Here is a 21,617-nt window from a genome sequence, read left to right as displayed (position 1 = left end):
ACGGAGCGGAATCCCCGTCAGAGATCCTTGCTGATCGAGCCCTCGTCGGCGGAGTCCTCGCCGTCGGCCAGGTCTTCGTCGTCGTCGGGCAGGATCCGGTCGCGGATCGCGAGCTTCATCCAGGTGGTCACCACGCCGGGTGAGATCTCCAGGTCGACGTTTTCGTCGGTGATCGCGACGACGGTGGCCTGAAGGCCCGACGTGGTGTGCACCCGGTCGCCCGGACGCAGCGACTCGTGCAGGTCGATGGTGGCCTGCATCGCGCGCTTCTGGCGGCGCGACGCCAAGTACATGAACCCGCCCATGATGAGCAGGAACGGCAGGAACAGGATCAAACTTTGCATGGACGCGCCTGTCTTTCGTCGTAAATTATCGGGGCTTTCCTGGTGGCTGGGTGCCGGTACGACTCGAGCGTCGCGCACCTCGTAACGGTCCAGTGTGCCCGTTCAGTCTGGCAGGCCGCGGGTCACGGCCGACCGCCACGGTGCACGGAGTGCCCGCCGGCGCCAAGGTCGATAGGCTTTTGATGCGACGTGACACGCGCGCCGCGGGGAGGAGTTATGTGGTGGCCAGCCTCGAGCAGACTCGCCAGCTGGTCACCGAGATCCCCGGTCCGGCGTCGCTGGAACTGACCAAACGCCGGGCGGCGGCGGTGTCGCGCGCGGTGAACGTGTCGGTGCCGGTCTTCGTGAAGCGCGCCGGCGGCGGCATCATCGAGGACGTCGACGGCAACCGGCTGATCGACCTCGGTTCCGGCATCGCGGTGACCACCATCGGCAACTCGTCGCCCCGGGTGGTCGACGCGGTGCGCGCGCAGGTGGCCGAGTTCACCCACACGTGCTTCATGGTGACGCCGTATGAGTCCTACGTCGCCGTCGCCGAGACGCTCAACCGGATCACCCCGGGGTCGGGTGAGAAGCGTTCGGTGCTGTTCAACTCCGGCGCCGAGGCGGTCGAGAATGCCATCAAGGTCGCGCGCGCGTACACCCGCAAGCCCGCCGTGGTGGCGTTCAACCACGCCTACCACGGCCGCACCAACCTGACCATGGCACTGACCGCCAAGTCGGCCCCCTACAAGAGCGGCTTCGGCCCGTTCGCGCCGGAGGTCTACCGCGCGCCGCTGTCCTATCCGTACCGGGACGGGCTGATCGACAAAGAGCTGGCCACCGACGGGGAAAAGGCCGCCGCGCGCACCATCAACGTCATCGACAGCCAGATCGGCGCGGACAACCTGGCCGCCCTCCTCATCGAGCCCATCCAGGGTGAGGGCGGGTTCATCGTGCCGGCCGAGGGCTTCCTGCCCACGCTGCTGGCGTGGTGCCACAAGAACGACGTGGTGTTCATCGCCGACGAGGTGCAAACCGGGTTCGCCCGCTCCGGCGCCATGTTCGCCTGCGAGCACGAGGGCATCGAGCCCGACCTGATCTGCACCGCCAAGGCCATCGCCGACGGGCTGCCCCTGTCGGCGGTCACCGGCCGGGCACAGATCATGGACGCGCCGCACGTCGGCGGTTTGGGTGGCACCTTCGGCGGAAACCCGTTGGCTTGCGCGGCCGCGTTGGCGACCATCGAGACGATCGAGAACGACGGGTTGATCGCCAGGGCCCAGCAATTGGAACGCCTGATCACCGAGCCACTGCTGCGCCTGCAGGCCGGCGACGACCGGATCGGCGACGTGCGCGGTCGGGGCGCCATGATCGCCATCGAACTGGTGAAGTCGGGAACCGCCGAGCCCGACAAGGAACTGACGCAGAAGCTGACCGTCGCGGCCGCCGCGGCCGGCGTGATCGTCCTGACGTGTGGCATGTACGGCAACATCATCCGGCTGCTGCCGCCGCTGACCATCAGCGACGAGCTACTGGCCGAGGGCATCGAGATCCTCGGCGGGCTCCTGCGCGACCTCTAGAACTGGGGAAGCGTCCCGCCCCGCGTGGGCAATCTCACAAACGCCACAAAGGCCGGATCGTGGTGGAATACCGTTACTTTAGCTAACGTTCTATGTGTCAGCGCGGACAGCGCACATTGACTCGCTAACTTTCATTTGCAAGGGATCTGTTTATGTCGACTGCCATTCACGACGAAGAACTCGACCGCCGCATCGAGCACCTGGTTGCCACCGACCCCCAGTTCGCCGCCACCCGACCGGACCCGGCGATCACCGCCGCCACCGAACAGCCCGGTCTGCGGCTGCCGCAGATCATCCGGACCGTGCTGGACGGCTACGCCGACCGGCCGGCGCTGGGCCAGCGGGTGGTGGAGTTCGTCAAGGACGCCAAGACCGGACGGACGTCTGCCGAGCTGCTCCCCCGCTTCGAGACCGTCACGTATGGCGAACTCGGCCAACGGGTTTCGGCCCTCGGCCGGGCCTGGGCCAGTGACTCGGTGAGCCCCGGCGACCGCGTCTGCGTGCTGGGCTTCAACAGCGTCGACTACGCCACCATCGACATCGCGCTGGGCACCATCGGTGCCGTGTCGGTGCCGCTGCAGACCAGCGCGGCGCTCTCGTCGCTGCAGCCGATCGTGGCCGAGACCGAACCCAGCCTGATCGCCTCGAGCGTCAACCAGCTGCCCGACGCCGTGGAGCTGATCCTGGCCGGCGACCACGTGCCCGGCAGGCTGGTCGTGTTCGACTACCAGCCCGAGGTCGACGACCAGCGCGAGGCCGTGGAAAGCGCCGTGGCCCGGCTGGCCGGCATCGGCGTGGTCGTCGAGCAGCTCGCCGACGTGTTGCGGCGCGGCAAGGACCTGCCCCCGGTGCCCGAGCAGCAGACCGACGAGGACTCCCTCGCGCTGCTGATCTACACCTCCGGCAGCACCGGCGCGCCCAAGGGCGCGATGTACCCGCAGAGCAACGTCGGCAAGATGTGGCGGCGCGGCAGCAAGAACTGGTTCGGCGAGAGCGCCGCGTCGATCACCCTCAACTTCATGCCGATGAGCCACGTCATGGGCCGCGGCATCCTCTACGGCACGTTGGGCAATGGCGGCACCGCCTACTTCGCGGCCCGCAGTGACCTGTCCACCCTGCTCGAGGACCTCGAGTTGGTGCGGCCCACCGAGATGAACTTCGTCCCGCGGATCTGGGAGACGCTGTACGGCGAATTCCAGCGCCAGGTCGAGCGCCGCCTGACCGACGGGGCCGACCGCGAGGCGGTCGAGGCCGAGGTGCTGGAAGAACAGCGTCAGTACCTGCTGGGCGGGCGGTTCATCTTCGCCATGACGGGCTCCGCGCCCACCTCACCGGAGTTGAAGAAGTGGGCCGAGTCGCTGCTGCAGATGCACCTGATGGACGGCTACGGCTCGACCGAGGCCGGAATGGTGTTGTTCGACGGGGAGATTCAGCGTCCGCCGGTGATCGACTACAAGCTGGTCGACGTTCCGGACCTGGGTTACTTCAGCACCGACCGCCCGTACCCGCGCGGTGAGCTGTTGCTGCGGACCGAGAACATGTTCCCCGGCTACTACAAGCGCGCCGAGACCACCGCCGGCGTTTTCGACGACGACGGCTACTACCGCACCGGTGACGTGTTCGCCGAGATCGCTCCGGACCGGCTGGTGTATGTCGACCGCCGCAACAACGTGCTCAAGCTGGCCCAGGGTGAGTTCGTGACGCTGGCCAAGCTCGAAGCGGTGTTCGGCAACAGCCCGCTGATCCGCCAGATCTACGTCTACGGCAACAGCGCCCAGCCCTACCTGCTGGCCGTCGTGGTGCCGACCGAAGAGGCCTTGGCGGACAACGACATCGAGGCCCTCAAGCCGAAGATCGCCGACTCGCTGCAGAAGGTCGCCAAAGAGACGGGGCTGCAGTCCTACGAGGTGCCGCGCGATTTCATCATCGAGACCACCCCGTTCACGTTGGAAAACGGCCTGCTGACCGGGATCCGCAAGCTGGCGTGGCCGAAGCTGAAGCAGCATTACGGCGAGCGTCTCGAGCAGATGTACGCCGACCTGGCCGCGGGTCAGGCCAACGAGCTGGCCGAACTGCGCCGCAGCGGCGCGCAGGCACCGGTGCTGCAGACCGTGAGCCGCGCTGCGGCCGCGATGCTGGGGGCCGCGACCGGCGATCTGTCCGGCGATGCCCACTTCACCGATCTGGGTGGAGACTCGTTGTCGGCGTTGACATTCGGCAACCTGCTGCGCGAGATCTTCGACGTCGACGTCCCGGTGGGTGTCATCGTCAGCCCGGCCAACGACCTGGCGGCCATCGCCGCCTACATCGAGGCCGAGCGGCAGGGCTCCAAGCGGCCGACGTTCGCCGCGGTGCATGGACGCGGCGCCACCACCGTGCGCGCCGGTGACCTCACGCTGGACAAGTTCCTCGACGAGGCCCTTTTGGCCGGCGCGCCGAGCCTGCCGAAGCCGTCGACCGAGGTGCGCACCGTGCTGTTGACCGGCGCGACCGGATTTTTGGGCCGCTACCTGGCGCTGGACTGGCTCGAGCGGATGGACATGGTCGACGGCAAGGTCATCGCCCTGGTGCGGGCCCGCTCCGACGAGGAGGCGCGCGCCCGGCTGGACAAGACGTTCGACAGCGGCGACCCGACACTGCTGGCGCACTACCAGGAGTTGGCCGCTGATCACCTCGAGGTCATCGCGGGCGACAAGGGCGAGGCCAACCTGGGCCTCGACCAGCAGACCTGGCAGCGCCTGGCCGACACGGTCGACATCATCGTCGACCCGGCGGCGCTGGTGAACCACGTGCTGCCCTACAGCGAGCTGTTCGGGCCCAACGCCCTGGGCACCGCTGAGCTGATCCGCATCGCGTTGACGTCCAAGCAAAAGCCGTACACGTACGTGTCGACGATCGGCGTGGGCGACCAGATCCAGCCCGGCAAGTTCGTCGAGAACGCCGACATCCGGCAGATCAGCGCCACCCGCGAGATCAACGACAACTACGCCAACGGCTACGGCAACAGCAAGTGGGCCGGCGAGGTGTTGCTGCGTGAGGCACACGACCTGTGCGGCCTGCCGGTCTCGGTGTTCCGCTGCGACATGATCCTGGCCGACACCACCTACGCCGGACAGCTCAACCTGCCCGACATGTTCACCCGGCTGATGCTGAGCGTGGTGGCCACCGGTATCGCGCCGCGTTCGTTCTACGAGCTCGACGCCGAGGGCAACCGGCAGCGGGCGCACTACGACGGGCTGCCGGTCGAGTTCATCGCCGCGGCGATCTCGACACTGGGAACCCAGATCACCGACAGCGACACCGGTTTCCAGACCTACCACGTGATGAACCCCTACGACGACGGCATCGGACTCGACGAGTACATCGATTGGCTGGTCGAGGCCGGGTACTCGATCGAGCGCATCCCGGATTACTCCGAGTGGCTGCGGCGGTTCGAGACCTCGCTGCGGGCCCTGCCGGATCGGCAACGTCAGTACTCACTGCTGCCGCTGCTGCACAACTACCAGAAGCCGGAAAAGCCGATCAACGGCTCGATGGCACCCACCGATGTGTTCCGCGCGGCGGTGCAGGAAGCGAAGATCGGCCCCGACAAAGACATTCCGCACGTGTCGGCGCCGGTGATCGTCAAGTACATCACCAACCTGCAGTTGCTCGGACTGCTGTAACGGCAACAACGCAATCGCCCAGTCCCGTTGCGGGACTGGGCGATTGCTATTGGTAGGTGCGAACTACTGCTGCGGATGCGGCCAGCGCAGGTACGCGGCGTTGGCCCCGGCCCCGGCACCGGCGCGGTTCTTGCGCCAGCCCCGCTTCGGCTCGGGGTCCGCCGCGGACCGCGGCTTGGTCAGCGCGCCCGAGGACACCTCGGCGGGCTCGTAGACCGAGTCCCGGTAGGGCTCAACGCCCGGCGCCGCGGCGACGGGTTCGCCCGCCACCGGATGCACGTCTTTGGCGAGGCGCACGGCGGTGCGCGCCAGCACAACGCCCCCCACGAAGATGATCAGCGCGCCCAGGCCCGAGAAGTAGGTGACCTCGAGCACCGCGCGCTTGCGGTCGGTCGCGGCGATCGGATCACCGGCCGAGCCGATCCCCAGCAATGGGGCGAACTGGCCGCCCACCACGAACCAGGCGCCGGCCAGCACGGCCAGCCAGCCGCCCAGCATGGCGGCGACCCGGTTGCCCGCGACGATCAGGAGCAAACCGCCCAGCACGGTGGCCGCCCCGGGCGCCACCTCCAGCCAGCCCCGGGCCGTGCTCCATGCCCAGTCCCGGTCCGGTGTGTAGGCGAAATTGAAGTGCGGACCAACAAACGGTATTAACGCCCCCCAAGCTCCCAAAATGACCAGGAGCAATCCGCTGACCGCGCCGCGCGAGCGCGGCATACTCAGCCCGCGGGGTCGGCCGTCCTCTGCGTATTTCATGACATCCCCTCGTTGAATACCGGGTTGAATTCCGGCCTGGGATGGTTACCCAGCGCCTTCCACTACTAACCCACGAGGAAGCCGAAAGCCACCGGTAGCAGTGGCATTTGAGGCTGCTGGGACTGGTGTTACTGCTGAAGGCCGAGCAGCAGGAGAACGATGGCGATCACCGGGAAGGTGCCCTGCGTCGCGGCGGCGCGGGCCTTCTCGCGGTCGGACGCGATCAGCACCACCGCGGCCGCGGCCATCGACCCGACACCCGCGAAGATCAGCGCCGCTCCAATCCCTGTGTGCCCCAAGGCAACCGCGACGATGCCCACGCCGGTGACGATCGCGAGAAACAAATTGTAGAAGCCCTGGTTGAAGGCGAGCAGCTTGGTGGTTTCCGCCTCGGCCGGGGTGGTGCCGAAGGTGGCGCGGGTGCGCTCGGAGGTCCAGGTCAACGATTCGATCACAAAGATGTAGACGTGTAGCAACGCCGCCAGTGCGGCGAACACCAACGCGGTGGCGATCATCGCTCCTCCTCGCCGGTCGCGGCCCGCCAGCGGGGTCACGTTTTCGCTTGTCCCGGCCGCTGAACATTACCGACCGGCGGTGAGCCGGGCCAGCCTGACGCGAAAAGGCACCGATAGCCAATGGCTACCGGTGCCTCCCGCCTAGGAGATTGCGCGCTACGCGCCGGCGTGATGGTGCCGGTGGAACAGGCCGCCACCGGTGCGCCGACGGAACAGGCCGCCACCGGTGCGCTCGCGGGCGCCGCCATGGCGTCCGCCCCCACCGGACCGCGGGTCTCGTCGTACATGGCCGGTTGGGCCGCCGGAACGGCCTCGCCCGCCACCGGCGCCGGCTGCGTCGCGACGACATCGCGCGCGTGCCGAACAGCCAGGCGCGCCACCGCGGCACCGCCCAGGAACACGATCAGGGCGCCCAGGCCGGTGAAGTAGGTGACCTCGAGCAGCGCTCGTTTCAGGTCCGTCGCCGCCATCGGTTGACCGATGTCACCGATACCGAGCGTCGCCGCGAACGGGCGGCCGACCACGAACCAGGCGCCGCCGGCGACCGCCAGCCAGCCGCCCAACACGGCGCTGGCGCGGTTGTTGGACATCAGCACCAGCAGCCCGCCGACCGCCGCGGCGGCCCCGGGGAGCACCTCGAGCCAGCCCTTGGCCGTGGTCCAGGTCCATGCCGGGTCGGCCATGTAGGCCCAGTCGATGTTGGGTCCGAAGAACGGGACCAGCGCACCCCACGCACCCAGAAGAATCAGGAGTAACCCGGTTAGCGCGCCGCGGGTCCGTGGCATGTACAGCGCGCGTGGGCGATCGTAGTCGTGGCTCGTGGTCCTCATCGGAACCTCCTTAAACAGGTATGACTGTTGTGAGGCTGGTTACCCGGCGGTGCCGGGGTGTAACCGACCACGCGCCGGTTGGTGTTTGCTGGGGCCCGCCGAAACGGCCGCCGGCGGGCGCGGTTGCGGCCGGGCCTGCCGCGGCGTGGGCGGCCTGAGCAGGCCGTCTGCCGCGCCGGCCGAGGATTGCAGGAACCGGCCGGCGCAAAGGTCACGATTTGGCCGCGAAATGGCCGCGACCCGCCACCGCCGCGCTCGCGACCGCCGTTAGTCGAACAGCCCGGCCTGGCCGAGGCCGGTGACCCCGGCCGGCGGGGTCATGCCGAGGTGTGTCCACGCCTTGGCGGTGGCCACCCGGCCCCGGGGCGTGCGCGCGATCATGCCGGCGCGCACCAGGAACGGCTCGCACACCTCCTCGACGGTGGTGGCCTCCTCGCCCACCGCCACCGCCAGCGTCGACACCCCGACCGGGCCGCCGCCGAAGCTGCGGGTCAGCGCCGAGAGCACCCCGCGGTCCAGCCGGTCCAGGCCCAGCTCGTCGACGTCGTAGACCGCCAGCGCGGACTTGGCGACATCGCGGGTGATCACGCCGTCGGCGCGCACCTCGGCGAAGTCGCGGACCCGGCGCAACAGCCGGTTGGCGATCCGCGGCGTGCCGCGCGAGCGCCGGGCGATCTCCTCGGCCGCGTCGCCGCCGAGTTCGATGCCCAGGATCCCGGCCGAGCGGGCCAGCACCCGCTCCAGCTCGGGGGGCTCGTAGAAGTCCATGTGCGCGGTGAAGCCGAACCGGTCCCGCAGCGGACCGGTCAGCGCGCCGGACCGGGTGGTCGCGCCGACCAGGGTGAACGGTGCCACCTCCAGCGGAATGGACGTCGCCCCGGGGCCCTTGCCGACCACCACGTCCACCCGGAAGTCCTCCATCGCCAGGTACAGCATCTCCTCGGCGGGCCGCGCGATGCGATGGATCTCGTCGATGAACAACACGTCGTGCTCGACCAGGTTGGACAGCATCGCCGCGAGGTCACCCGCGCGCTCCAGCGCGGGCCCGACGTCATCCGCAGCGAGGACCCGAGCTCGGCCGCGATGATCATCGCCAGCGACGTCTTGCCCAGCCCCGGCGGACCGGACAACAGAATGTGATCCGGTGTGCCGCCGCGGTTTTTGGCGCCCTCGAGGACGAGCTGCAGCTGCTCGCGCACCCGCGGCTGGCCGATGAACTCGCGCAGCGACCGCGGGCGCAGGCTGACGTCGATGTCGGCCTCGCCGGACGCCAGCGCCCCGGAGACCTCGCGATCCGAAGAGTCCTCGTCGGTCATTTCTTACCTAATAGGGACAGGGCGGCGCGCAGGGCGGCCGCCGTGCTGGCGTCGTGTTCGGTGGCCAGCACCTTATCGGTAGCCTCCTCGGCCTGCTTGACGGCGAAACCGAGCCCGACCAGGGCCTCCACCACGGGCCCGCGCACCGCGTGGCCGTTGTGGGCCGCACCCGGCGACGCTCCCCCGGTCGCGACCCCGACGCCGACCTTGTCGCGCAATTCCAAGACCATCCGTTCGGCGCTGCGCTTGCCGATCCCGGGCACCCGGGTGAGCGCGGTGACGTCGCTGTCGTGCAGCGCCTGGCGCAGCGCGCCGGCGTCGTGCACGGCCAGGGTGGCCATCGCGAGCCGCGGCCCGACCCCCGACACCGACAGCAGCGTCAGGAACAGATCGCGGGTATCGGTGTCGGTGAAGCCGTACAACGTCATCGAGTCCTCGCGGACGATCATCGCGGTGATCAGCCGCGCCTCGCTCCCGGTCCGCAGCGTGGACAGCGTCGACGGCGTGGCGTTCACCCGGTAGCCGACGCCGGCGGCCTCGATCACCGCGTGATCGAGCGCCACTTCGAGGACCTCCCCGCGCACCGAGGCGATCATCGCGCGGCCTTGCGCTTGGCGTCCAACTTTGCCTTGTACTTCTGTCGCTGCTGGGCGGCCAGCGCCTCGGCAGCGGCCATCCGGGCGATCATCGGCGCGCGCCAGCAGTGACAGATGGCCAACGCCAGCGCGTCGGCGGCGTCGGCCGGTGACGGTTTCGCTTGTAGCGCAAGGATTCTGGTGACCATCGCGGTGACCTGAGCCTTATCGGCCCCACCGTTGCCGGTGACCGCGGCCTTGACCTCGCTGGGGGTGTGGAAGTGCACGTCGACGCCGCGCTTGGCCGCCGCCAGGGCGACGACGCCGCCGGCCTGGGCGGTGCCCATCACCGTCGACACGTTGAGTTGGGAGAACACCCGCTCGATCGCCACCACATCGGGCCGGTGGGTGGCCAGCCAGTGCTCGACGGCGTCGCTGATCTTGAGCAGCCGCTGGGCCAGCGGGGCGTCCGCGGGCGTGCGCACCACGTCGACGTCCAGCGCGACGACCGTGCGCCCACGCCCGCTTTCGACGACCGACAGACCGCATCGGGTCAGGCCGGGATCGACGCCCATCACCCGCATTCCCGCTCCCACCTAGTAGAACAGCTGTTCGATACCCTAGCGGCCGGCGCCGACGGGCCCGGGTAGGACACGCGGCCGAGGCGCCGATTCCCGCGCCGACGTTACGGCGCGGAACCCGGGGAAAAGCTGTTAGCTTTAGCCCACGTTCGCTCGAGCAATGTGGCAACGGAGGGGTTGGCGTGGGATCTCTGCTGGTCATGATCGCCGTGGTGCTCTTCATCGCGTCCATCGTGGTGCTGGTGGTGGCTTTGCGGCGGCCCAAGCAGCCCGCCCAGCGGGCCGGGCGCCCGGATCCGATGGCCGACGACGCGATGCCGCAGTTCGGGCCGCGCCAACTCGGGCCCGGCGCCATCGTCAGCTACGGCGGCATCGACTACATCGTGCGCGGTTCGGTCACCTTCCGCGAGGGCCCCTTCGTCTGGTGGGAGCACCTGCTGGAGGGCGGCGACCAGCCGATCTGGTTCAGCGTCGAGGAAGACGACGGGCGCCTGGAGCTGGCGATGTGGGTCACCCGCAAGGACGTGCCGCTGCGGCCCGGCGACCCCTACGTCGTCGACGGCGTGATGTTCCACGAGTCCGAACGCGGCCGCGCCTCCTACACGACCGAGGGCACCACCGGCCTGCCGGCCGGCGGCGAGATGGAGTTCGTCGACTGCACCAACGACGACGAGTCGGCGCTGCTGTCGTTCGAGCGCTGGGCCCCGGACATGCCCTGGGAGGTGTCGACGGGCAAGTCCGTCTCGCCCGGGGAGATCACCGTGTACCCGGCTCCCCCACCCACCCCGGCGTAGAGCACGAGGTCTCCTCGGTGCCCCTCCATCAGCTCGCCGTGACCCCGGCCGACGTATCCGGCGAACGGCTGGGACTCGCGCTCAACGCGCCCGTACCGGCGCCGCTGGCCAGCTGCCGGCTGGACCACCCCGACGGCGGCGCCGCGCTGCTGCTCGGTGTGCTCGGCGCCTCCCATGTCGTCGCCGTCGAGCAGGCGTTTTCCGAGGAGATCTCTTGCACCGCACGCAGTCTCGGGGCCGACCTGCCGGCGCGCACCGAGGCGCCCGGCTACCGCCTGCAATCCCATACCGACACCCACGACGAGGCCAGCTTTCGCCGCCTCGCGCGCGACCTGCGCGGCCGTTGCGCCCACCGGGCGGGCTGGCTCGGTGGCACGTTTCCCGGTGATGACGCCGCGCTGACCGTGCTGGCCGCCGAACCCGACGGCGCCGGCTGGCGCTGGCAGACCTGGCACCTCTATCCGGGGCGTCCCCCGGCAACGGCGGCACGGTGGTGCACACGGCCAGCCGGTGGCGCCCGTGAGCCGCAACCGCCTGTTCGTGATCGCCGGTGTGCTGGGGGTGGCCGGCGTGACGTGTCTGATATTCGGAATCCTGTTGCTGCAGAAGAATATTGCCTCGTATGTCGCCGGCCACTATCACGAGTACGCCCGCGACGTGAACGGGACTCGCTACCAGTGCAGCGGGTCGCCAGATCAGGTGGCCGACACGCTGGCCGACTACGCCGAACCCGACGCGCGGGCCGACAACGGCAAGACCGAGTACCTGCGCTACAGCAACAACATCGTGATCGTCGGCCCCGACGGCGGCTACCCGTGCAGCATCCGCGTCGAACCGCTGAGCGCCGGATACAGCCACGGCGCCTTCATCTTTCTCGGCCCCGGGTTTTCCCCGGGATCCCCGTCGGGCGGCGCCGGGGGCACCCCCGGCGGCCCCGGCGGAACCAAGTGAGGGCACCACCGCAAAGGAGAACACCATGTATCTCGCCGTCGAGGTCGGCACCGTCGACCTCAATCCCGTGCTGAAAGGCGCAGTCGCGACGATCCTGTACTTCGTCGTCGGCATGGCCGTGCTCCTGGTCGGGTTCTACGCGGTCGACGTCCTGACCCCGGGAAAGCTGCGCCAGCTGGTGTTCATCGACCGCCGGCCCAACGCCGTGGTGGTCGCGGGCGCGATGTACATCGCCCTGACGGCCGTCATCATCACCGCCATCGCCAACAGCTACAGCCAACTGGGCCAGGGACTCGTCGGGGTTGCGGTGTACGGGCTGATGGGCGTGCTCCTGCTGGGCGTCGCGCTGCTGGCGATGCACCTGCTGATCCCGGGCAGTTTTCACGAGCACATCGACGAGCCGGAGCTGCATCCGGGATCGTTCGCGGTGGCGCTGATACTGCTCGCCGTCGGAGGGGTGACCGCCGCGGCGGTGTCATGAGCGTCGTCGGGTCGGAGGGCGAGGTGCGGGCGCCCGAGGCGGCGGCACCCGCGCCGGTGTCGGGCCGGTGGCGGGCGCTGTTGCTGGCCGCCGTGGCGGCGTGCGCGGCGTGCGGCATCATCTACGAACTCGCGCTGCTGACGCTGTCGGCCAGCCTGGACGGCGGCGGGATCGTGGCCACCTCGCTGATCGTCGCCGGCTACATCGCCGCGCTGGGCGTGGGGGCGCTGCTGGTCAAGCCGCTGCTCGCGCACGCGGCGATCACCTTCGTCGCCGTCGAGGCGCTGCTGGGCATCGTCGGCGGGCTGTCGGCGGCGGGGCTGTATGTGGTGTTCGCGTTCCTGGACGGGTCGGTCGGCTCCACCTGGGTGCTGGCGGTGAGCACGGCGCTGATCGGTGCCCTGGTCGGTGCCGAGGTGCCGCTCTTGATGACGCTGCTGCAACGCGGCCGGACGGCGGGTCCCGCCGACGCCGGGCGGACGCTGGCCAACCTGAACGCCGCCGACTACCTGGGCGCGCTGCTGGGCGGGCTGGTCTGGCCGTTCCTGCTGCTGCCGCAACTGGGGATGATTCGCGGTGCGGCGGCCACCGGCATGATCAACCTGGCGGCCGCGGCCGTGGTGGCGATTTTCCTGTTGCGCCAAGTGGTTTCGATGCGGCAGCTGGCACTTGCGCTGGGCGCGCTGGCCGCCGCCGCGGGGCTGCTCGCCACCCTGCTGCTGCGTTCAGCCGACGTCGAAACAACAAGCAGGCAAAGGCTTTACGCAGACCCGATCGTCGCCTACCGGCACACGGCCTATCAGGAGATCGTGGTGACCCGTCGCGGCAACGACACCCGGCTGTATCTCGATGGCGGCCTGCAGTTCTCCACCCGCGACGAGTACCGCTACACCGAGAGCCTCGTCTACCCCGCCCTGGGCAACGGCGCCCATTCGGTGCTGGTGCTCGGTGGCGGCGACGGCCTGGCGGCCCGCGAATTGCTGCGCCAGCCCGGCATTTCCAGGATCGTGCAGGTCGAGCTCGACCCCGCGGTGATCGACATCGCGCGCACCACGCTGCGCGGCGCCAATGGCGGTTCGCTGGACAACCCGCGGGTGGCGGTGCTGACCGAGGACGCGATGAACTGGTTGCGCGGGCCGAACGTGGACCGCTTCGACGCGGTCATCGTGGACCTGCCCGATCCGGACACCCCGGTGCTGGGGCGGCTGTACTCGACGGAGTTCTACGCGCTGGTCGCCCACGCGCTGGCTCCCGGCGGCCTGATGGCGGTGCAGGCGGGCAGCCCGTTCTCCACCCCGACGGCGTATTGGCGCACGGTGTCGACGATCCGGGCCGCCGGCTACGCCGTCACGCCGTATCACGCGCACGTGCCCACCTTCGGCGACTGGGGATTCGCCCTCGCGCAGCGCGCGGGCGCCGCGCCCACGCCGAAAGTGCCCGCCGACGCGCCCCCGCTGCGCTACCTCAACCAGCAGGTGCTCGACGCGGCGTGCGTCTTCGGCGGCGACATCGGCCCGCGCCCGGTGGAGCCGTCGACGCTGGACAATCCGCGCATCGTCGAGGACATGCGGCACGGATACGACTAGCTACTCCTCGTCGAGCGCGGCGAGCACCTCGTCGGACAGGTCGACGTTGGTCCAGACGTTCTGCACGTCGTCGCTGTCCTCCAGCGCGTCGACCAGCTTGAACACCTTGCGCGCGCCCTCGACGTCGACGGGCACGCTGACCGACGGCTGGAAGCTGGCCTCGGCCGACTCGTAGTCGATGCCGGCGTCCTGCAGCGCGGTGCGCACCGCCACCAGGTCGGTCGGCTCGGAGATGATCTCGAAGCTCTCGCCGAGGTCGTTGACGTCCTCGGCGCCGGCGTCGAGGACGGCGGTCAGCACGTCGTCCTCGGTCAGGCCGTTCTTTTCCAGCGTGACGACGCCCTTGCGGGTGAACAGGTAGGACACCGATCCGGGATCGGCCATGTTGCCGCCGTTGCGGGTCACCGCCACCCGGACCTCGCCGGCCGCGCGGTTGCGGTTGTCGGTGAGGCACTCGATCAGCACCGCCACGCCGTTGGGGCCGTAGCCCTCGTACATGATCGTCTGGTAGTCGGCGCCGCCGGCCTCCTCGCCCGCGCCCCGCTTGCGGGCGCGCTCGATGTTGTCGTTGGGCACCGAGGTCTTCTTCGCCTTCTGGATGGCGTCGTACAGCGTCGGGTTGCCGGCCGGGTCACCGCCGCCGGTACGGGCGGCGACCTCGATGTTCTTGATCAGCCGGGCGAACTCCTTGCCGCGGCGCGCGTCCTTGACGGCCTTCTGGTGCTTGGTGGTGGCCCACTTGGAATGGCCGCTCATCGGTGTCCTATCTGAAAGTCCTCTTGTCTTTGTGGCCAGACGAGTCTACGTGGACGGTCGGATGCACCGAGCGTCACGCCAGAGCGGCAGTCGCCGCCCAACGTCACTCCTGCGTGACGTTCGGCGTCTGCTAGGTGCCCCTGACCAAGTCGACGAACAGGTGGTGGATGCGCCGGTCGCCGGTCATCTCGGGGTGAAACGCCGTCGCCAGTTTGCGGCCCTGTTTCACCGCGACGACGTGCCCGGCCGCGCTGGCCAGCACCTCCACGCCGTCACCGGCGCGCTCGACCCAGGGCGCGCGGATGAACACCGCGCGCACCGGATCGCTGAGCCCCACGAACGGGATGTCGCCCTCGAACGAATCGACCTGCCGCCCGAAAGCGTTGCGTCGCACCGTCATATCGATGGCACGCAGCGGCAGCGCTTCGCGCCCGCCCGCGCCGGCGTCCAGGATCTCGCTGGCCAGCAGGATCATCCCGGCGCAGGCGCCGTAGGCCGGCAACCCGTCGGCCAGCAGGCCGCGCAGCGGCTCGAGCAGGCCCAGGTCCAGCAGCAGGTGGCTCATGGTGGTCGATTCCCCACCGGGAATGACCAGCCCGTCGACCGCCTCGAGCTCGGCGCGCCGGCGCACCGGCATCGACTCGGCGCCGGCCTCGCGCAGGGCGGCCAGGTGCTCGCGGGTGTCACCCTGCAGCGCCAGAACCCCGATCCTTGGACCGGTCACGGCGCGCTCACTGGTGGGTCGGCTGGTAGCCGCGTTTGAAGCGGGTCAGCCCCTCCTGCATGACGGCCGCGACCATCTCGCCGGACTGCGTGAAGATCTTGCCCTGGCACAGCGCGCGGCCGCCGCTGGCCGACGGCGAGCTCTGGTCGTAGAGCAGCCACTCGTCGGCCCGGAACGGGCGCATGAACCACATCGCGTGGTCCAGCGAGGCCACCTGCAGGTGCTCCCGCACGTCGAGGTGGGTGACCTGCGCCGAGCCCAGCAGGGTCAGGTCGCTCATGTAGGCCAGCGCGCAGATGTGCAGCACCGGGTCGTCCGGCAGCGGGTCGCGGTGGCGGAACCAGACCTGCTGCTGGGAGGCCTTGCCCGGCAGCAGGTGCAGCTGCTCGCGCGGCACGATGCAGACGTCCCACTCCTCGAACTGCTTGAAGCCGGCGTCGTCGAAGACCTTGATCGAATCCAGTCCCGGCAGCCCGTCGGGGGCGGCGCGGCCGGCATCGGGTCCTGGTGGTGAATGCCTTCCTGATCGGTATGGAAGGAGGCACCCATGCTGAAGATGATCTCCCCGTGCTGGATGGCGTTCACCCGCCTGGTGGCGAACGAGCCGCCGTCGCGGGAGCGCTCGACGATGAACACCGTGCGCTCCTGGGCGTCCCCCGGCCGCAGGAAGTACCCGTGCAGCGAGTGCACCTGGTACTGCGGGTCCACGGTGCGCACCGCCGACACCAGCGACTGGCCGGCTACATGCCCACCGAAGGTGCGCTGCAGGAAGCCCGACTCTGGGCTGAAGATGCTGCCACGGTAGATGTTGAACTCGAGCTGCTCGAGATCGAGGATCTCTTCGATCGCCACGGACTGTTTTTACCAGCCGCGTTCGGCCAGCCGGTGGGGCTCCGCGATCTGCTCGACGTTGATGCCCACCATCGCCTCGCCGAGCCCGCGTGACACCTTGGCCAGCACGTCGGGGTCGTCGTAGAAGGTGGTCGCCTTGACGATCGCGGCGGCGCGCTGCGCGGGGTCGCCGGACTTGAAGATGCCCGAGCCCACGAACACGCCCTCGGCGCCGAGCTGCATCATCATCGCCGCGTCCGCCGGGGTGGCGATGCCGCCCGCGGTGAACAGCGTGACCGGCAGCTTGCCCGCCCGGGCCACCTCGACGACGAGGTCGTAGGGGGCCTGCAATTCCTTTGCGGCAACGTACAACTCGTCTTCGGACAGCGACGTCAGGCGGCGGATCTCGCCGCCGATGGCCCGCATGTGCGTGGTCGCGTTGGAGACGTCGCCGGTGCCGGCTTCACCCTTGGAGCGGATCATGGCCGCGCCCTCACTGATGCGGCGCAGCGCCTCGCCGAGGTTGGTCGCCCCGCACACGAACGGCACGGTGAACTTCCACTTGTCGATGTGGTGGGTGTAGTCGGCGGGGGTGAGCACCTCGGACTCGTCGACGTAGTCCACGCCCAGGCTCTGCAGGATCTGCGCCTCGACGAAGTGGCCGATGCGGGCCTTGGCCATCACCGGGATGGTCACCGCGGCGATGATGCCCTCGATCATGTCCGGGTCGCTCATCCGCGACACCCCGCCCTGCGCGCGGATGTCGGCGGGCACCCGCTCCAGCGCCATGACGGCGACGGCGCCGGCGGCCTCGGCGATCTTGGCCTGCTCGGGGGTGACGACGTCCATGATGACGCCGCCCTTGAGCATCTCGGCCATGCCGCGTTTGACGCGGGCCGTTCCGGTTCGCCCGTTGTTCGGGTGGGCGGTACTCACTGCATGATCTCCTTCAACCGTTGTCGACCCAGTCTAATGAGGCGCTTTGGCCCGCGGAGTCAGCGGATGGACAGCAGCGGCCCGGGGGTACGGCCGGCGGCGAGCGCGGCCGCGTCGGTGAGCAGTCCGGATAGTTGCATGGGGTACACCGTCTCGCCCGCCGCGACCAGCGCAGCGATGTCAGCAGCGTCACACCAGCGGTGACCGTGGATGTAGCTGCGTTCCAGCTCGGTTCGCCCGGTGCGCGACGGCTCGAACCGCCGGGTGCGGTGGACAAAGTAGAACTCCTCGCTGTCGATCAGCGAGCCGTTGAATTCGAAGACCTCGTCGCGCCGCCAGACCGGCCCGATCATCTCGCCCGGCGCGACGCGCAGCCCGGTCTCCTCGGCCAGCTCCCGCGCGGCGGCCTCGGCCAGCCGCTCCCCCTGCTGCACCTCGCCGCCCACCGTGAACCACCACTTCGGGGCGTGCTGCTCGGCCAGCGCGGGATCCGACCCGCGCAGCAGCAGCACCGCGCCGGTGTCGTCGAGCAGCACGACGCGCGCCGAGGTGCGGTGGTTGAGGACGCCGTGATCGCCGTGGGCCAGCGCGTGCGGCCGCTCGACGATCTCGAAATAGCTGGGCAGCGCGGCGGTTCCGCCGAGGTGGAACAGCCGCACCAGGGGTCGTTCGGCCAGGGCCAGGGTGTCGCGGACCGCGTCGTTGTGGAAGCGGCGGGCCAGCACCACCCGGGCCTCGGCATCGGCCAGCTCGGCGATCAGGCCGGCCGGCAGCGACGCCGGATCGACGACAGCCAGCGCGGCGGACAGCTCGTTCTCGGCGTTCTCCCGCGCGGGCCGCGGCGCCCCTTCCGCGGCGTCGGCCAGCGCCGCCAGCCGCCGCCCTTCGGACGCACCGCCGTACGCGTCGATGGCGACGGCGCGCGACACCACCGCGCGCCGTGCCAGCGCGCCGTCGAGCGCCTGCCACGACAGGTCGTAGCGGACGTGCAGGCGGTCCAGCCGGTTGGCCGTCCGGTACGCCCACGCGCCGAAGACCGCCAGCACGGCGACGAAGACCGCGATGGCGACAATCAGCCATGTCATCAACTGGCCACCTCAACCTTGGCGCCTGACGCGGCGACCGTCTCGTATACCCGCATGATCTGGCTGGCCACCACCGACCAGTCGTAGCGCTGGACAGCGGCCGAACCGGCCGTCACATAACGTTCCCGCAGCACATCATCCTCCAGCACCGCGATCAGCGCATCGGCGAGCGCGTCGCCGTCGCCGACGGGCACCAGGCACCCGACGTCACCGTTGCACAGCACGCGCCGGAAGGCGTCCAGGTCGCTCGCCACTACCGGGGTCCCGGCGGCCAGCGCCTCGACCAGCACGATGCCGAAGCTCTCCCCGCCGAGGTTGGGCGCGCAGTAGGCGTCGGCGCTGCGCATGGCCGAGGCCTTGCCGGCGTCGTCGACCTGCCCGAGGAAGCGGATGTGGTCCACCAATTCGCCTGCCTGGACCCGTAATTGGTCCTCATCGCCGCGACCGACGACCAGCAACTGCACGTCAGCGAAACGCTCGACCAGCCCGGGCAGCGCGTCGAGCAGCACGGACATGCCCTTGCGCGGCTCGTCGTAGCGGCCGAGGAACAGCACCGTCTTGCCGGCGCGCGGGTAGCCGTCCAAAAGCGGCGCGGAGGCGAACGACGCGACGTCGACGCCGTTGGGGATCTCCACCGCGTCGGTGCCCAGCGCCTCCATCTGCCAGCGCCGGGCCAGGTCGGAGACCGCGATCCGCCCGACGATCTTTTCGTGCATCGGGCGCAGGATGCCCTGAAACACCGTCAGCGTCAGCGATTTGGTGGTCGACGTGTGAAACGTCGCCACGATCGGGCCCTCGGCGATGTTCAGCGCCAGCATGGACAGGCTCGGCGCGTTGGGCTCGTGCAGGTGCAGCACGTCGAAATCGCCGTCGGCGAGCCACTTTTTCACCTTGCGGTGGGTGGCCGGCCCGAACCGCAGCCGGGCCACCGACCCGTTGTAGGGAATCGGGACGGCCTTGCCCGCCGAGACGACGTAGTCGGGCAGCGCGGCGTGCGGCGAGGACGGCGCGAGCACGCTGACGTCGTGGCCCCGCGCGCGCATCACCTCGGCCAGCTGCAGGACGTGCGACTGCACCCCGCCCGGAACGTCGAACGAGTAGGGGCAGACCATCCCGATCCGCATCAGGCGTCCTTGAGCCGGGCCTGCTTGGCTTCGGGAAGGTCGGCCAGCCACTGCGGCTGCATCATGTGCCAGTCCTGGGGGTAGGTGGCGATGTTCTTCTCGAACTGATCGGCCATCGCCTGGGTGATGCCGCTGACGTCGCCGCTGGCGCAATCCAGCGGCGACTGTATGTCGACGCCCCAGCCCCGGTCCTCGAACCAGCAGTGCGCCGGCAGCAGGGCGGCCCCGGTCGCGATCGCGAGCTTCGCCGGCCCGGCCGGCAGCCGGGTGGGCTCACCGAAGAAGTCGACCTGCACGCCGGTGCGGGTGAGGTCGCGCTCGGCCATCAGGCACACCACCCGGTTGTCCCGCAGCCGATCGCACAGCACGTCGAACGCCGGCCGTTCTCCCCCGGAGTGGGGCAGCACCTCGAAGCCGAGGCCTTCGCGGTAGCCGATGAAGCGCCGGTACAGCGACTCGGGTTTGAGGCGCTCGGCGACGGTGGTGAAGGTGCCGTGTGTCTGCGCCAGCCATACCCCGGCCATGTCCCAGTTGCCGCTGTGCGGCAACGCGATCACCGCGCCGCGGCCGGCGGACAGCGCCGCCTCGATGTGGTCCCGGCCCAGGACGGAGTCGTGCAGCTCGCGGCCCACGGCGGCCAGGTCCATGCCCGGCAGCCGGAACGCCTCGCGCCAGTACCGGGCGTAGGAGGCCAGCGAGGCCCGCATCAGCGCGTCGGGCACCTCCGCGGCCGGCACACCGATCACGCGGGCCAGGTTCTTGCGCAGCTGGTCGGGGCCGCCGCCGCGGGCGGCGTAACGCGCGCCCGCCTCAAAGGCGTTGCGCGCGGCGAACTCCGGCATCGCGCGCACCGCCATCCAGCCGGACGCGTACGCCCAGTCGGTCGCCCTCCCGCCCGTCAGGCCGCCCATCGCCCGGCCGGCCAGCCGGCGGGCCATCCGGCGTTGCGCCCCAACCATTTTCATGCCCGGCGGAGTGGGAATCACGGCTCGCTCACCACCCGGTCGGTCGCGCCCGGCGAGGTGCGCACCGCGTGCAACCGCTGCGCGCAGGTGAGCAGGCTGGCCACCGCCAGCACCCACATCGCCACCGGCAGCGCCCACGGCAGCGGATACACCGGAAGGTCCGACAGGCCCGCGCCGACGAGGACGATGATCAGCCGCTCCGGCCGTTCGATCAGGCCGCCGTCGCCGCGCAGCCCGCTGGCTTCGGCGCGGGCCTTGATGTAGGAGATCACCTGGGAGGTGACGAGGCAGATCAGCGTGGCGACCGCCAGCAGCTTGTCGTGCAGGCCGAAGACGATCCACCACAGCAGCCCGCAGAACACGGCGCCGTCGCTGACCCGGTCGCAGGTGGCGTCCAGCACCGCGCCGAATCGGGTGCCGCCGCCGCGTTCCCGGGCCATCGCCCCGTCCAGCATGTCGAAGAGGACGAAGAACCAGACCACCAGCGTGCCGGCGAACAGCTTGCCCATCGGGAACAGCGTCAGCGCGCCGGCCACCGCGACGATGGTGCCCAGGACGGTGACGACGTCGGGGGTCAATCCCAGCCGCAGGCATGCCCGTGCGGTGGGAGTGGTCAGCCGCGCGAACGCCGCCCGCGACAGGAACGGCATTTTGCTCATGGTTGATTTGTCCACTCCGTGGCCAGCAGCTGGCGCGTCTCGCGCAGCAATTGCGGGATCACCTTCGACCCGCCGATGATGGTGATGAAGTTCGCGTCGCCGCCCCAGCGCGGCACGACGTGCACGTGCAGGTGTTCGGCGAGCGAGCCACCGGCCGACGTCCCCAGGTTCAGGCCGACGTTGAAACCGTGCGGCCGCGAGACGTTCTTGATGACGCGAATCGCCTTCTGGATGAAGGACATCAGCTCCGCGCTTTCCGGGTCGGTCAGGTCCTCGAGCTCCGAGACCCGCCGGTAGGGCACCACCATGAGGTGTCCGGGGTTGTAGGGGTAGAGATTGAGCACCGCGTAGACGAGCTCGCCGCGGGCGACCACCAAACCGTCTTCGTCGGTGAGGTGCGGGATGTCGGTGAACGGCTGCTCGCTTTTGCCTGAAGAGTTGGCGTCGCGCTTCATCGGCGCTTCGGCCAGATAGGTCATCCGGTACGGCGTCCACAGCCGCTGCAGGTGATCCTGTTCGCCGACTCCCCTGTCCAGGATGGTGTCGTCGGCGTCCCGCTCGGCCGGTTCGCGATCAGTCAC

General features: G+C 69.7%; 20 protein-coding genes and 3 pseudogenes. 7 read left to right on the top strand and 16 right to left on the bottom strand.

All coding sequences use genetic code 11. From position 1 onward, the window contains the following. Nucleotides 1–17: 17 nt before the first annotated feature. Nucleotides 18–344 (bottom strand): preprotein translocase subunit YajC, encoded by a 327-nt coding sequence (yajC, locus tag B9D87_RS02445; protein WP_007774510.1) that lies wholly within the window; start codon nucleotides 342–344, stop codon nucleotides 18–20. A 221-nt stretch (nucleotides 345–565) separates the two neighbouring features. On the opposite strand from yajC, the gene gabT reads away from it, so the two are divergent. After that, complete coding sequence (gabT, locus tag B9D87_RS02440) at nucleotides 566–1,906, top strand: 4-aminobutyrate--2-oxoglutarate transaminase (RefSeq protein ID WP_007774517.1); 1,341 nt, start codon at nucleotides 566–568, stop codon at nucleotides 1,904–1,906. 152 nt (nucleotides 1,907–2,058) lie between these two features. Continuing rightward, on the top strand, nucleotides 2,059–5,571 hold the full coding sequence (car, locus tag B9D87_RS02435; RefSeq protein WP_007774522.1) for a carboxylic acid reductase: 3,513 nt from the start codon (nucleotides 2,059–2,061) through the stop codon (nucleotides 5,569–5,571). A gap of 63 nt (nucleotides 5,572–5,634) precedes the next feature. Here car and B9D87_RS02430 read toward each other — a convergent pair whose 3' ends face one another. From B9D87_RS02430 to ruvC, 6 genes and pseudogenes are all read right to left on the bottom strand, one after another. After that, nucleotides 5,635–6,327: a hypothetical protein gene (locus B9D87_RS02430; RefSeq protein ID WP_040631391.1), complete on the bottom strand. Its 693-nt coding sequence runs from the start codon at nucleotides 6,325–6,327 to the stop codon at nucleotides 5,635–5,637. A 128-nt stretch (nucleotides 6,328–6,455) separates the two neighbouring features. Continuing rightward, on the bottom strand, nucleotides 6,456–6,842 hold the full coding sequence (locus B9D87_RS02425) for a DUF1304 domain-containing protein (protein ID WP_007774526.1): 387 nt from the start codon (nucleotides 6,840–6,842) through the stop codon (nucleotides 6,456–6,458). 35 nt (nucleotides 6,843–6,877) lie between these two features. Further along, a complete protein-coding gene (locus B9D87_RS02420) occupies nucleotides 6,878–7,672 on the bottom strand; it encodes a hypothetical protein (RefSeq protein ID WP_254425548.1) in 795 nt (264 codons plus the stop codon). A gap of 267 nt (nucleotides 7,673–7,939) precedes the next feature. Further along, nucleotides 7,940–8,988, bottom strand: a pseudogene (ruvB, locus tag B9D87_RS02415) (Holliday junction branch migration DNA helicase RuvB). After that, a complete protein-coding gene (ruvA, locus tag B9D87_RS02410) occupies nucleotides 8,985–9,584 on the bottom strand; it encodes a Holliday junction branch migration protein RuvA (RefSeq protein WP_007774530.1) in 600 nt (199 codons plus the stop codon). The pseudogene ruvB and the gene ruvA overlap by 4 nt, the downstream one beginning before the upstream one ends. After that, entirely contained in the window at nucleotides 9,581–10,147 is a 567-nt protein-coding gene (gene ruvC / locus B9D87_RS02405) for a crossover junction endodeoxyribonuclease RuvC (RefSeq protein ID WP_007774531.1), read from the bottom strand. The genes ruvA and ruvC overlap by 4 nt, the downstream gene beginning before the upstream one ends. Nucleotides 10,148–10,326: 179 nt before the next feature. Between ruvC and B9D87_RS02400 the strand changes: the two genes are divergently transcribed. The 5 genes and pseudogenes from B9D87_RS02400 to B9D87_RS02380 all read left to right on the top strand — a co-directional run bounded on the left by B9D87_RS02400 (nucleotide 10,327) and on the right by B9D87_RS02380 (nucleotide 13,956). Continuing rightward, nucleotides 10,327–10,938: a DUF4178 domain-containing protein gene (locus B9D87_RS02400; protein ID WP_007774532.1), complete on the top strand. Its 612-nt coding sequence runs from the start codon at nucleotides 10,327–10,329 to the stop codon at nucleotides 10,936–10,938. 17 nt (nucleotides 10,939–10,955) lie between these two features. Further along, a pseudogene (locus tag B9D87_RS02395) lies at nucleotides 10,956–11,461 on the top strand (DUF2617 family protein). Continuing rightward, on the top strand, nucleotides 11,458–11,889 hold the full coding sequence (locus tag B9D87_RS02390; protein WP_040631650.1) for a DUF4247 domain-containing protein: 432 nt from the start codon (nucleotides 11,458–11,460) through the stop codon (nucleotides 11,887–11,889). The pseudogene B9D87_RS02395 and the gene B9D87_RS02390 overlap by 4 nt, the downstream one beginning before the upstream one ends. Before the next feature lie 25 nt (nucleotides 11,890–11,914). Next, the gene (locus B9D87_RS02385; RefSeq protein WP_007774541.1) at nucleotides 11,915–12,370 is read left to right on the top strand and encodes a DUF350 domain-containing protein; all 456 of its coding nucleotides are present in this window, start codon (nucleotides 11,915–11,917) and stop codon (nucleotides 12,368–12,370) included. Continuing rightward, nucleotides 12,367–13,956 (top strand): polyamine aminopropyltransferase, encoded by a 1,590-nt coding sequence (locus tag B9D87_RS02380; RefSeq protein ID WP_007774543.1) that lies wholly within the window; start codon nucleotides 12,367–12,369, stop codon nucleotides 13,954–13,956. The genes B9D87_RS02385 and B9D87_RS02380 overlap by 4 nt, the downstream gene beginning before the upstream one ends. On the opposite strand, the gene B9D87_RS02375 is transcribed toward B9D87_RS02380, so the two are convergent. The 9 genes and pseudogenes from B9D87_RS02375 to B9D87_RS02335 all read right to left on the bottom strand — a co-directional run bounded on the left by B9D87_RS02375 (nucleotide 13,957) and on the right by B9D87_RS02335 (nucleotide 21,617). Continuing rightward, nucleotides 13,957–14,712 (bottom strand): YebC/PmpR family DNA-binding transcriptional regulator, encoded by a 756-nt coding sequence (locus B9D87_RS02375; RefSeq protein ID WP_007774544.1) that lies wholly within the window; start codon nucleotides 14,710–14,712, stop codon nucleotides 13,957–13,959. Nucleotides 14,713–14,842: 130 nt separating this feature from the next. Next, nucleotides 14,843–15,436: a pyridoxal 5'-phosphate synthase glutaminase subunit PdxT gene (gene pdxT / locus B9D87_RS02370; RefSeq protein WP_007774545.1), complete on the bottom strand. Its 594-nt coding sequence runs from the start codon at nucleotides 15,434–15,436 to the stop codon at nucleotides 14,843–14,845. Between the two features lie 7 nt (nucleotides 15,437–15,443). Beyond that, nucleotides 15,444–16,288, bottom strand: a pseudogene (tesB, locus tag B9D87_RS02365) (acyl-CoA thioesterase II). A 9-nt stretch (nucleotides 16,289–16,297) separates the two neighbouring features. Then, entirely contained in the window at nucleotides 16,298–17,146 is an 849-nt protein-coding gene (gene pdxS, locus B9D87_RS02360) for a pyridoxal 5'-phosphate synthase lyase subunit PdxS (RefSeq protein ID WP_231117784.1), read from the bottom strand. A 116-nt stretch (nucleotides 17,147–17,262) separates the two neighbouring features. Continuing rightward, the gene (locus B9D87_RS02355; protein ID WP_007774555.1) at nucleotides 17,263–18,288 is read right to left on the bottom strand and encodes an NUDIX hydrolase; all 1,026 of its coding nucleotides are present in this window, start codon (nucleotides 18,286–18,288) and stop codon (nucleotides 17,263–17,265) included. Beyond that, complete coding sequence (locus B9D87_RS02350; protein ID WP_007774557.1) at nucleotides 18,288–19,412, bottom strand: glycosyltransferase family 4 protein; 1,125 nt, start codon at nucleotides 19,410–19,412, stop codon at nucleotides 18,288–18,290. Before B9D87_RS02350 ends, B9D87_RS02355 begins: the two co-directional genes overlap by 1 nt. Then, a complete protein-coding gene (locus B9D87_RS02345; protein ID WP_007774566.1) occupies nucleotides 19,412–20,350 on the bottom strand; it encodes a phosphatidylinositol mannoside acyltransferase in 939 nt (312 codons plus the stop codon). The genes B9D87_RS02350 and B9D87_RS02345 overlap by 1 nt, the downstream gene beginning before the upstream one ends. 44 nt (nucleotides 20,351–20,394) lie before the next feature. Next, a complete protein-coding gene (gene pgsA, locus B9D87_RS02340; RefSeq protein WP_007774568.1) occupies nucleotides 20,395–21,036 on the bottom strand; it encodes a phosphatidylinositol phosphate synthase in 642 nt (213 codons plus the stop codon). Continuing rightward, entirely contained in the window at nucleotides 21,033–21,617 is a 585-nt protein-coding gene (locus B9D87_RS02335; RefSeq protein WP_007774569.1) for an ATP adenylyltransferase, read from the bottom strand. Before B9D87_RS02335 ends, pgsA begins: the two co-directional genes overlap by 4 nt.

Source organism: Mycobacterium colombiense CECT 3035 (genome assembly GCF_002105755.1).
In the GTDB taxonomy this organism is placed as follows: domain Bacteria; phylum Actinomycetota; class Actinomycetes; order Mycobacteriales; family Mycobacteriaceae; genus Mycobacterium; species Mycobacterium colombiense.
This window is presented reverse-complemented; position numbering and strand designations above follow the sequence as displayed.